The 11,134-nt window shown below is 69.3% G+C and carries 7 protein-coding genes and 1 pseudogene; 5 read left to right on the top strand and 3 right to left on the bottom strand.

The annotated features are described in order from the left end of the window. Together VD972_RS29230 and VD972_RS29225 are read right to left on the bottom strand one after the other, a co-directional pair. Positions 1–384, bottom strand: a pseudogene (locus VD972_RS29230) (hypothetical protein); the annotation flags it as partial. 130 nt (positions 385–514) lie between these two features. Then, positions 515–1,447 (bottom strand): hypothetical protein, encoded by a 933-nt coding sequence (locus VD972_RS29225; protein WP_324992045.1) that lies wholly within the window; start codon positions 1,445–1,447, stop codon positions 515–517. Between the two features lie 183 nt (positions 1,448–1,630). Here VD972_RS29225 and VD972_RS29220 point away from each other — a divergent pair, with 183 nt between their 5' ends. The 4 genes from VD972_RS29220 to VD972_RS29205 all read left to right on the top strand — a co-directional run bounded on the left by VD972_RS29220 (position 1,631) and on the right by VD972_RS29205 (position 10,043). Continuing rightward, positions 1,631–3,817: a glycoside hydrolase family 15 protein gene (locus VD972_RS29220; protein WP_324992044.1), complete on the top strand. Its 2,187-nt coding sequence runs from the start codon at positions 1,631–1,633 to the stop codon at positions 3,815–3,817. A 229-nt stretch (positions 3,818–4,046) separates the two neighbouring features. Continuing rightward, entirely contained in the window at positions 4,047–4,406 is a 360-nt protein-coding gene (locus VD972_RS29215) for a hypothetical protein (protein ID WP_324992043.1), read from the top strand. Between the two features lie 308 nt (positions 4,407–4,714). Beyond that, positions 4,715–6,451 carry a peptidoglycan-binding protein gene (locus tag VD972_RS29210; protein WP_324992042.1) on the top strand — a complete coding sequence of 579 codons (1,737 nt, stop codon included), beginning with the start codon at positions 4,715–4,717 and terminating at the stop codon, positions 6,449–6,451. 136 nt (positions 6,452–6,587) lie between these two features. Continuing rightward, complete coding sequence (locus VD972_RS29205) at positions 6,588–10,043, top strand: patatin-like phospholipase family protein (RefSeq protein ID WP_324992041.1); 3,456 nt, start codon at positions 6,588–6,590, stop codon at positions 10,041–10,043. Between the two features lie 19 nt (positions 10,044–10,062). Here VD972_RS29205 and VD972_RS29200 read toward each other — a convergent pair whose 3' ends face one another. Then, positions 10,063–10,332, bottom strand: coding sequence for a GlsB/YeaQ/YmgE family stress response membrane protein (locus VD972_RS29200; RefSeq protein ID WP_324992040.1), 270 nt, complete (start codon positions 10,330–10,332; stop codon positions 10,063–10,065). Positions 10,333–10,527: 195 nt separating this feature from the next. On the opposite strand from VD972_RS29200, the gene VD972_RS29195 reads away from it, so the two are divergent. Then, positions 10,528–11,134 (top strand): serine/threonine-protein kinase (locus tag VD972_RS29195; protein WP_324992039.1); only part of this gene is annotated, 607 nt, incomplete at its 3' end.

The raw sequence follows: 11,134 nt of genomic DNA, 5'->3' as shown, positions 1-11,134 counted from the left end.
GCCGCCGGTCGACGAGATCTGGAAGGAGTTGAAGCCAAAGCCGAAGAACTGGCTGCTGCTGGAGCGCGTGCGGAGGGCGTAGATGCCATCGGGAGACAGCCGCGAGAGCGTGCTCTGGTCGCAGGCAGACAGGTCGAAGGTCTCCGGGCTGCCGCAGGGCAGCGGCATGCCCGCGTCATTCACGGTGAAGCTGGAGCACGCGGCGAAGGGGCCGGTGTCGATGTTGTCGCCCTTCTCCTCGAGCGGGGTGTAGGTGCCATCCCACTCGTAGCCGGCATCCGGCGTCCCACCGTCCGGCCCGCCTGGCGGGGGATCGTCATTGCAGCCCAGCACCGCTATCGACAGCGCCAGGACTGCGAGTGCGCATCGCGTCAAGTTCGTCATATCGGGAAGAGTTCCCCTCGTGAGATGGGAACCCCGGCCGGTTCCCTGCATTCACAGGGGGGAAGAGGCTGATGAACGCAGGGCGAGCGCAGACATATCGATCTTTGTCTTCGGGAGGGAGGGGTGGGCCTCAGCCCTTCTTGGACTTGGAGGCGCTGGCGTTCTTCTTCTTCTCGCGGGCCGCCTTGGCCTGCTCCAACTTCGCCACGGTCTTCTGGAGCGAGTCCGCCTTCGAGCCGCACCCGGAGGCAACGGCCTTGGGCGTGGTGGCCTTGCCTCCCACCTGGATGGGGCTCTTCTCGAGCTCGGGGGCCTTGGCGATCAGCTGCTTCGCAGTCTCGCCGCAGCGCTGGAAGCGCGCTCGCGCGTCCGTGTAGAGCGTCAGCTGAATGTCCAGGTTCTTCTCTGCCTTGGCCTTCTTCTCCAGCTCCTCTGCCTCCTGGCGGGCGGTGGCAGGGCCGGAGACGAAGTCGAGCACCTGCTGCGTGCTCTTGGCCTGCGCCAGGGCCTGGTCCAGGCGCTGCTCGGTGCGCCGCACGGAGGCTCCGTAGTCTTCGCTCTTCGCCTCGAGCGTCTTTCCCTCCTTCAGCCGCTCACGGGCACGCGTGACGGCATCGGTCACGGCCTTGACCTGCACGGGGCCGGCGTCCTTGCGCTCGAGCGCCTCGAGCGCGGTGGTGACGTCGCTCATGGCCTGGACGATGTTGTCGCGCTGCTTGTCCACGGCGGCTTCGAGCTCCTTGCGTGCCTTCTCCTCGCGGGCGGGACCGACGCGGGCCTTGAGCTCCGCGTGCCGGGATTGCAGCATCTCGGCCTCGGGGGCCAGCTCGATGTCCGGGTGGGTCAGCAGCTTGTGAGCGTCCTCGAGCTGCTCTTCGGCGCGATCCGCGTCCAGTCTGGCCAGAGCCTTCTCCGCGTCATCGAGCAGCGTGGAGGACTTGTCGGTCAGCTTCTCTCCGTGACGGGTGCGCTCCTGCAGGTTCTTGGGGCCGCAGGCAGCCAGGAGCACGCTGAGGAGGAGGGGGACGAGCCATGAAGAGAGGACGGAGGGGACTGGGCGCATGGGGCTCCTTGCTGGCTTGAGCCCGCAGCATAGGCGCGAAATGAGCTCCAGCAGGAACGCTCAGCACTCAACTTCCGAGGAGAGCCTCTGTCCACCATCCGCCTGGCTGCCTGTGAGTGCGTTGCCATTCACGCCCGGTGGCCTCCCTATTGGCCTCACCAGATTCGCGGGAGGCAACGGCGCATGTCCTTCTCAACGCTCGAAGTCCGTGGTCGAAGCACGAGGGGAGGGAAGGGCCGTCCCCTTCAGGCGCTGGCATGGGCGATGGTCCTCACGGTGTCCGGCTGTACCGGCTCGCGTGCGCCCGGACAGCCAGGCGGCCCAGCGCTCTGGACGCCAGCGAACAAGGTGGGGTTCGGCACCGCGAGGAGTGAGACGAGCCGGGTCTGGTACACGCTCGGCTCCGGCGAGCTGACGGAGGTCTACTACCCGACCCTGGGCTCCCCAAGCGTGCGGGACCTGCGGTTCGTCGTCTCCGATGGCCGGACGTTCGCCGAGCCGGAGATCGAGGCCACTGAGCACCAGATCGAGCTCGCCGACCCACGTAGCCTCACCTACCAGCAGGTGAACACCGCCAGATCCGGCAAGTACCGCCTCACCAAGACGTACGTGACCGATCCGGAGCGGAACACGCTCCTCATCGACATCAGCCTCGAGTCACTCTCGGGAGAGCCTTACGCGCTCTATGCCGTGTACGACCCCGCTCTCGCCAACGATGGGATGGACGACTCGGGGATGAGCGAAGGGGACGCGCTGCTTGCGCGGGATGGAACGGCCGCGAGCGCCCTGCTTGCCCAGCCACCCTTCGAGAAGACGTCGAGCGGCTACCTGGACGCGAGCGACGGCTGGAGCGATCTGCGCGGCGACTTCAAGATGGACTGGAGCTATCAGTCCGCGCCGGAGGGCAACGTGGTGCAGACGGGGAAGCTGCCGGTGAACGGGCTTGCCAGCCGGCAGCACGTGACGATCGCGCTCGGCTTCGGCGCCAGCACCCGGGAGGCCTTGGAGGCCGCTCGCAGCTCCCTGCGGACCGGCTTCGAGCAGGTGGCACAGCGCTACGCCGAGGGCTGGCACGGCTGGCTGGACTCGCTGACGCCGGCTCCGGCGAGCGCTCAGCCCTGGCAGATCACCTATGACGTCTCGGCCATGGTGCTGGCGGCCTCGGAGGACAAGCTGAACCGTGGCGCCTTCATCGCCTCGCCCAGCATGCCGTGGGCCTGGGGGCTCGGGCTGGAGAAGCCCTCCGGTGCCTATCACCTCGTGTGGTCGCGCGACCTGTACCAGATCGCCACCGCGCTCCTGGCCATGGGCGATCGGGCCGGAGCGGAGCGCGCGCTCGATCACCTCTTCAACGTCCAGCAGAAGCCGGATGGCTCGTTCCCGCAGAACGCGACGGTGGAGGGCATCCCGCACTGGACCCACCTCCAGCTGGATGAAGTCGCCCTGCCCATCGTCCTCGCATGGCAGCTGGGTCGCGCCGATCGAGAGACGTACACCGGCCACATCCAGAAGGCGGCGGACTTCCTCCTCGCTCACGGCCCTGCCTCCCCGCAGGAGCGCTGGGAGAACCAGAGTGGCTACTCGCCGGGGACGATCGCGGCGGAGATCGCCGGGCTCATCTGTGCCGCGGATCTCGCGCGCCGCAACGGGGACACGGCCTCCGCGGAGCGCTACGAGACGACCGCGGACTCCTGGCAGCGGCAGGTAGAGGCCTGGACGGTCACCACGAATGGACCGCTGGCGTCGCACCCGTACTACCTGCGGCTGACGAAGGATGGGAACCCCAACGCCGGGACGACGTACTCGCTGGGCGATGGAGGCCCGGCCGCCATGGACCAGCGCCGGGTGGTGGATCCGAGCTTCCTGGAGCTCGTGCGGTTGGGGGTGAAGCCCGCCAGCCATCCGGTCATCGCGCAGTCGCTGGCGGTCATCGATGCGCAGCTCAAGGCCGACACCCCAAACGGCTCCTTCTGGCGCCGCTACGACTTCGATGGGTACGGAGAGACGCGCGAGGGAGGCCCGTGGGAGATCAGCGAGCCGGACACCGGGCGGACGCTCGGCCGGGCCTGGCCGATCTTCGCGGGCGAGCGGGGCGAGTACGCGCTCTCCGTGGGCCAGCCGGCGGACACCTGGCTCGCGGCGATGGCTCGCTCCGGCAACGACGGGTACATGATGCCCGAGCAGGTCTGGGAGGGACGGCCTCCGTCCGGTCAGCCCGGCTTCGTGGCAGGGGAGGGCACCTTCTCGGCCACACCCCTCACATGGTCCCATGCCCAGTTCATCCGGCTGGCCTGGTCCATCCAGGCGGGCCACCCCATCGAGCAACCCGCTGTGGTCGCGTGCCGGTACACCCCCACCTGCCGCAGGTGACGAGTGTCCGCTCCCGGATATGCTTCCAGCGCAACATTGCAGGGGGCGTGAAACGTTCCTGGGTGTGACGCCGTCCCGCTATGCTGGCTTCTCGGGATCGTCGGGGTCCCGTGTCACGACATCGCGGCCGGAAGGGAGAGCCATGGGCTCCGCTCAGTACAGCGTGAGGAACGAACCTTCGGAGCGGACCCTTTATCTGCACATGGCGGGGTTCTTCGAGGAGGGCGAGATGAAGGAATTCATCCGGCTCTTGTTCGAGGCATCCGCGAGCTATGGGGGCAAGCCCCACCTGGTGCTGGCGGACATGCGCGAGCTGCAGATCTCCAGCCTCGACGTGTCGAAGCTGCTGGGAGAGGCCATCGGCCAGGTGCGGAAGCAGGGGGTGACGTGCTGTGCACACCTGACCTCGGCCACCGTGGTGAAGATGCAGATGGGGCGGCTGGCCCGAGAGCACTCGCATGGCGAGGACGTGACGGTGAACGTCGGCTCGCTCGAGGAGGCGAACAAGGTGCTCGCAGAGGCGCGGCTCTGGATGGGGGTGGACCCCCCGAGCGCGGCCCCTGGGCCTGAGAGCCCCAAGGCTCCATAGCCCCGAGTAGAAGGTCCGCCAGGTGCCTCTCCGGCAAGAGAGTCACGGCCCGGGCGGCGGACGGGGATGTGGCGCCTGGCTTGCGTGGGGCGCATCCGCTCCCAGGGCGTGAACTCCCAATGGGGAAGAACCGTTTCAGCCCCGGGCGCGAAGAAAGTCCCGTGAGCCGCCTGTGGGAACTCACGGGGGATGGCTCTCGCGACCGTGTAAGATGTTGAATTTGCTAATAATTGATTCGCGAAGCAACTTAGTGAGGGCATGTACGACAATAACCTTCGAACGGTTTGGTTATTTTCGGGAGCCCTCACATGTCGACCATCCACACCATCAACTCGGGTGAAACGCTCAGCAGCATCGCGCGCCGGTACAACTCGTCCGTCGACGCGATCGCCAAAGCCAACAACATCCAGAACCCGAACCTGATCATCACGGGTCGGCAGCTCACCATTCCGGATGGCTTCGACGCAAAGCCCCGGCCCTCCTCGGGCCCCCAGGCGGGTGACGGCTTCGAGTCGCGCCCGGCGCCGGCGCCGGCTCCGGGCAGCATCCCGTCGGCGGCCAGCGGCCAGTTCGACGGCACCCGCGCGGCGCCCGGCACCACGAACACGAACGCATGGATCCCCGTGGACGCCCCGCTGCAGGGCAGCCCGTCCGATCGCAACGCGGCCACGTACGCGGATGTCATCGACCAGTTCGGCGTGGGCAGCAACCCGCGCTACCAGCCGCGCGATGGCAACACCTACTGCAACATCTTCGCGTGGGATGTGACGAAGGCGATGGGCGCGGAGATCCCGCACTGGGTGGACGGCGCGGGCAACCCCACGGGCGTGGGCCAGGGCCGCGAGCTGGACGCCAACGGCGGACACCTGTGGCTGCAGAACCAGGGCCCCGCGCACGGCTGGCGCGAGGTGAGCGCCGAGGAGGCCCAGCAGATGGCCAACCAGGGCCACCCCACGGTGGCGAGCTGGCACAACCCGGGTGGCATCGGCCACATCGGGGTGGTGCGACCCGGTGAGATCAACGAGCGCGGCCCTGCTCTCGCCCAGGCCGGCGCGCGCAACTTCAACGATGGCCACGTGAAGGACTCCTTCGGCAACGCGAACGTGAAGTACTTCGTGAACGATCGCGGCACGGCCACGCAGGGCCCCGGTGAGCCGGCGCCCTCCACCCCGACCGAGCCGGGTGCGCCCGAGCCGGGTGCGCCCACCGAGGCGGCGCGCTTCAGCGTCCCGCAGAACGATCTGCAGCGCGGCAACCAGGGTGAGGAGGTGCGGCAGCTCCAGTCGGCGCTGGTGGATCTGGGGTACATGACGCAGGCGCAGATGGACACGGGCCCGGGGACGTTCGGTCCGCAGACGGAGGCCTCGCTCAAGCGCTTCCAGGCGGACCACGGCGTGCCGAGCACGGGGTACTACGGGCCGCTGACGCGTGAGGCGCTGACGGCCAAGGCGGGCGGCAGCTCGGGCCCCACGGGGCCGGGGCCTGTGACGGGGCCGGGCAACGAGCCGGGCCCGGCGGGCGGGGTGAGCATGCAGCAGCTGCGGTCCATCATGCCGAACCTGAGCGAGGCGCGGGCGCAGCAGATGCTGCCGCACCTGAACGCGGCGATGCAGGAGGCGGGCATCAACACGCCGAAGCGGCAGGCGGCGTTCCTGGCTCAGCTGGCGCACGAGAGCGGCGAGTTCCGCTACATGGAGGAGATCGCCTCGGGTGCGGATTACGAGGGCCGGACGGATCTGGGCAACACGGAGCCGGGAGACGGCATGCGGTTCAAGGGGCGAGGGCCCATCCAGCTGACGGGCCGCTCCAACTACCGGGCGGCGGGCCAGGCGCTGGGCATCGATCTGGAGAACAACCCGACGCGCGCGGCGGATCCAGACGTGGGCTTCCGCACGGCGGCCTGGTACTGGAACAACCGCAACCTGAACCAGTACGCGGACGCGGGCAACTTCGACGCGATCACCTACCGGGTGAACGGCGGGTACAACGGCAAGGCGTCGCGTGACGAGTACTACGCGCGGGCCCTGCAGGTGCTCGGCGGGTAGTCCTCACAACCTCGGGCGGGGTGCCGGCTTCATGGCCGGTGCCCCTCCGTGAGCGTCGTCAGGGCTGTGGAGGTGCCAGCAGCCCGGCCTGGGCCCGTGTAGACTCCCGCGCGGTTGCGAGAGCGGGAGGAGTGTCTTGCCGTACCGGGGCCGGTGGGTGGCCATCCTGGGGGGACTGCTGGCATGTGTGGCGGGAGCCGCCGAGAAGGCACCGCCTCCTCATGACATCGCCCTCACCATCAGCGGTGGTGTGAGCCTCGGCGCCTATGAGGCCGGGCTGACGTGGGGCACCGTGCGCTTCCTTCGGCTCGCCCGCGCCGAGCCCATCCAGGGGCCCACGTTTCGCCCCAACCTCATCGGCGTCACGGGCGCCAGCGCTGGCAGCATCAACGCCCTGCTCGCCGCCGCGCTCTGGTGCGAAGCCCCCGACTCCTCCGCGGACGACAGCGTCGACTCCAACCTGCTGAGGGACACATGGCTCCCCGTGGGCCTGGACGATCTGCTGCCCGAGGATGCCAGCGCCTACAGGCCTGACGATGGGCTCCTCTCGCGGCGGGCCCTGGAGCGGGCGCTCGCGCAGCTGCGAGCCCAGGTCTTCACCCCCAACCCCACGCGCCGCTTCCAGCCCGGGTGCAGCGTGCCCCTGGGCTTCAGTGTGACTCGCGTCAAACCCGAGGTGAGCCACATCGCGGGGCTGCCAGCGATGACCCAGCGCTTCGTCGTGCCGCTGGCGCTCGAAGTCACTCCCAGTGGCCGGGTGCGCCTGCATCACCAGCCCCTGCCTGGCAACGGAGAGCTGGCCTCCAGCGCGCTCATGCTAGGCGAGAGCCCCGATCCCGAGCCGCCCGGACACGCTCTCGACTCGGATCAGGTGAGCCAGGCGGTGCTGGCTTCGGCCGCCTTCCCCGTGGCCTTCAGCCCGCGTGAGCTGTGCGACTGCACGGCCTCCTGCCCGCTCGAGCAGCGTGTGCCGCAGGGCTCCTGCCCAGGGCCCGACGCCGAGCGCCCCCTCACGGGCCTCACCTGCACCGCTCGCTCCACGCCGGGGCAGGAGCTGATGCTGTGCCGCCGGCCCTACGTGGACGGGGGTGTCTTCGACAACGCCCCCGTGGGCCTGGCCATCGAGCTCGTGGAGTCGAGGCGGGGACCCAGTCTGTGGAATCCCGTCACCTACGTCTTCGTGGATCCCGACTTCCGTCGCTTCGAGTCCCGTGCCGCCTCCGCCTCTGTCCAGGGCACGCCGGCCGGGGCGAGCCTCGCCAGCAGTCTCGAGTTCTTCAGTGGGCTGGTGGCCACCGCGCGCAACTCGGAGCTGGGGCGCACGGCGCGGGCCATGCACTGGAACCGCACGACGCGCACCCTGCTCATGGGCGCGGCGGACGCGGGTCGGCGGTATGCCGGCATTCACGGCGTGCTGGCCTCGCTCGTGAACGGGCGCGTCACCGAGGCGCGGCTGCCCGAGCTCCCCGCGCGTGGCTCGCTGTCCGTGTCCGAGCGGCTGCGGCGTGGACGGGTGTTGCTCTCCTGCGTCCAGAGGTTGTCGGGGCAGGACGGCGGTACCGCCATTCCAGGGCTGCTCGGGAGCTGTGCCAGGGCGCTGCACGGAGAGCCGGGGGTGGATCCGCTCCAGGCGGATGCGGTCCAGGCCGCGAAGGTGGGCGAGCGCCTGTCCGTGGAGGAGCTGGTGTCGCTCGGCACGTCGCTGGCGAGGCTGCTCGAGGCTCGCGGCCAGTTCCGCCGCTATGTGGACGAGCCACTGGCGCAGGCCGAGGATCCAGGGCCGCGTGCCCAGGCCGCGTTCCGGGATGGCATGGAGCTGAGCTCATCGGTCATCGAGTTCTTCGCGGGCGAGCTGGATCTGCTCTCGCGCAGCGAGATCTCCGAGGCGCAGCAGTGGCAGTTGCGCGAGGCCTTCCTGAGCACTCTGAGCAACAGCCAGGGACTGGGTGCGGCCACGCACCAGCTCGCCAACACCGTGCTGGACGAGCAGCTCCGGTGGCTCGAGGTGATGCCGGAGCCTCGGCTCTCCGGGCTGGCGCGCGAGGCCCGTTCGCGGCTGCACGAGCTGCCGAAGGGGAGCCTCTTTGATCCAGAGCCCGTCCAGCGTCTCCTCGGCGCCGCGTCCGAGGTGCTGCTCCGGCCCGAAGTCGCCGCGGAGCAACGGGAGTTCGACGGCAGCGAGCATGCCGGAGAGCTCCGCCTGCTGGCCTGGCGGGTGCGCGTGATTCGTGTCCTGACGGGGCTGGTGCCGACGCTGCGGCAGCTCCTGGCGTCGCTGGAGTCCCTGTCCGAGCAGGCCCTGGCGCTTCAGCAGGGCCGTGCTCCCGAGCGCCGCCTGTTCGTCACCACGCGCTTCGCGCCCCTGGCCGGCTCGCAGCTCGGCAACTTCGCGGGCTTCATGGATCGCCCTCTGCGCGAGCTGGACTATTACGCCGGGGTATACGACGCGGTGCACTCGCTCTCAGTGCAGGGCTGTGCCGCGCAGGATCCCTACTTCACCGGCCGGCCCGCGCCCGCGCGACTTCCGGGCCCCTCGGACGAGCTGGACCTGGGAGATCCCCAGACCCAGCGCTGTGTGGGAATGTTGATGCGAGCCAACGCGCAGTGGATGGGGCTGTTGGCCTCGAAGCGGGCCCGCCACGTCCTCACCGCGCTCGCGCGAGAGGAGCTGGCGATCGCCCTGGGCAGCCGTCAGCAGGTCCAGGAGCTGCTGCGTGAGCCGGCCTGGGCCTGGGTGGAGGAGGGCCCCTGGCTGCCAGAGGACGACCCTCTCGCCGCGGCGCTCGCGGCGCTCCGCTCACACCGCCGGCCGTGCAAGGCGGGAGACACGGAGCAGCTGTGTCTGGCGGACCCGGGCTTCGACGAGTTCCTCACGGGCCTGCGCAAGCACGGCTTCCAAGGGCAGGAGGCGAACATGCGCCTGGCGCTCCAGGATCCGGCGCGCTGGTGGGGCACGACGATCCGCAGGGCCATGGATCGCGCCACAGTGGTGGAGCTGCAGCAGGAGCTTCCGGAGGGTGCCACGGCCTCCACCGCGCGGCAGGGCGTGCGGCTGGGGCTCGCGGCAGGGCAGCTCCTGGCGCGCCGGGATGTGAGCATTTCACCCACCCCCCGCTTCGAGCTCGATCCCTCCAGCCTGCCGGCGGCACCTCCTCCGGGCGCCAGCGCATGGAAGCTGCGGCTGATGCGGCTGATGCCCTACCGGGTGGCCTTCGATGCGGCGCACGGCGGAGTGGCGCTGGCCTGGGTCGAGCCCGCGCTCAGGCTCTCGCCGCGGCTGTCCCTGCTGTCCCAGGTGGAGCCGCTCGACTACGAGAGCCAGAACGATCGGCTCTCGAGCACGCTGGGGCTGCGGCCCACGCTGCACCTGGGAGGAGTCTCCCTGGGCGCGGGGCCTCGAGCCTCGCTGCACTGGAGCGGCGAGCGCCGGTTCGACTGGGGACTGGAGGTGCATGGCTCGGTGCTGCAGGACCGGGTGGGCGTGAGCGTGGGTGTTCGCGAGTCGCCCTTCACCGGGGCGCCGCTCCGGAGCCTCTCGGTGTCGCTGTCGCTCGGAGACTTGAACGGACTGGCCTATTGGTTGACGCTGTGAGCCCTCGCCAGGCGCTTCGCTAGACGTGGGCTCGGTTCCGGCTGAGCAGCAGCACCCCGAACACCGCCACGAGTGCCCCAATGAAGCAGCCAATGATGCTGGGAAGCGCGAGGGTCATCTTCTCCATCCCCGGCTGGAGGCTCCCCCCCACCAGGCCTCCGAAGAGGCCTCCCACCATGCCGATGAGGGGCATGCGGAACCCCCCCATGCGTGGGGGGGTGGGCACGATGAAGCGGCAGAGCAGGCCGGTGACCAACCCGATGACCATGAACGCAATCTGCTGCTCCATGCTTGTTGCTCCGTGGGATCAGGTGCCTGCCCTCAGCGGCCGGCACGGGAAACCTTCCACTCAGGGCATTGCCCTCCCGGTAGAGATGTGCAGCCCGGACCAGATACCAAGCGCAGCCAGAATCCGGGAGGATGGTTGCTTGCCCAGCAATACGGCGAGCAGGCGCCACGCGGGCTTGAGTAGAATGGCCGTGGAATGACCCTGCAACCTGGAACGCGGTTCGGGCGGTACGAGCTGGTCTCCCGGCTCGGTTACGGCGGCATGGCCGAGACCTGGCTCGCCCGGCTCCTCGGGGAGGCGGGCTTCGCCAAGACGGTGCTCATCAAGAAGGTCCTCCCCGAGTACGCCGACGACTACGCCTTCACCAGCATGTTGATCAGCGAGGCGCGCATCTGCGCCACGCTCTCCCACGACAACATCGCCCAGGTGTTCGACTTCGGCCGGGTGGAGAATGAGTACTTCGTGGGCATGGAGTACGTGGACGGCCAGCCGCTCAACAGCGTCGTGCAGCACGCGGTTCGCGCGGGAGGCTCGGTCCCCGTTCCTCCCGCGGTCTTCATTGGCGTCCAGATCTGCCGCGGCCTCCAGTACGCCCACACCCGCAAGGACGATGGGGGCAAGCCGCTGAGCATCGTCCACCGCGACATCTCGCCTGAGAACGTGCTCATCAGCTTCGAGGGGCAGGTCAAGATCGTCGACTTCGGGCTGGCCAAGGCGCGGGAGCTGCGCGACCTCAACACCGAGCCGGGAGTGGTGAAGGGCAAGTACCTGTTCTTCTCGCCGGAGCAGGCGCGAGGCCAGG

Source organism: Hyalangium sp. (genome assembly GCF_035629615.1).
Classification (GTDB): domain Bacteria; phylum Myxococcota; class Myxococcia; order Myxococcales; family Myxococcaceae; genus Hyalangium.
This window is presented reverse-complemented; position numbering and strand designations above follow the sequence as displayed.

Bases quoted from the DNA above. Each gene is read 5' to 3' on its own strand.
- VD972_RS29210 (WP_324992042.1), top strand. From the start codon at position 4,715: ATGTCGACCATCCACACCATCAACTCGGGTGAAACGCTCAGCAGCATC.
- VD972_RS29220 (WP_324992044.1), top strand. From the start codon at position 1,631: ATGTCCTTCTCAACGCTCGAAGTCCGTGGTCGAAGCACGAGGGGAGGG.
- VD972_RS29215 (WP_324992043.1), top strand. From the start codon at position 4,047: ATGAAGGAATTCATCCGGCTCTTGTTCGAGGCATCCGCGAGCTATGGG.
- VD972_RS29200 (WP_324992040.1), bottom strand. From the start codon at position 10,332: ATGGAGCAGCAGATTGCGTTCATGGTCATCGGGTTGGTCACCGGCCTG.
- VD972_RS29225 (WP_324992045.1), bottom strand. From the start codon at position 1,447: ATGCGCCCAGTCCCCTCCGTCCTCTCTTCATGGCTCGTCCCCCTCCTC.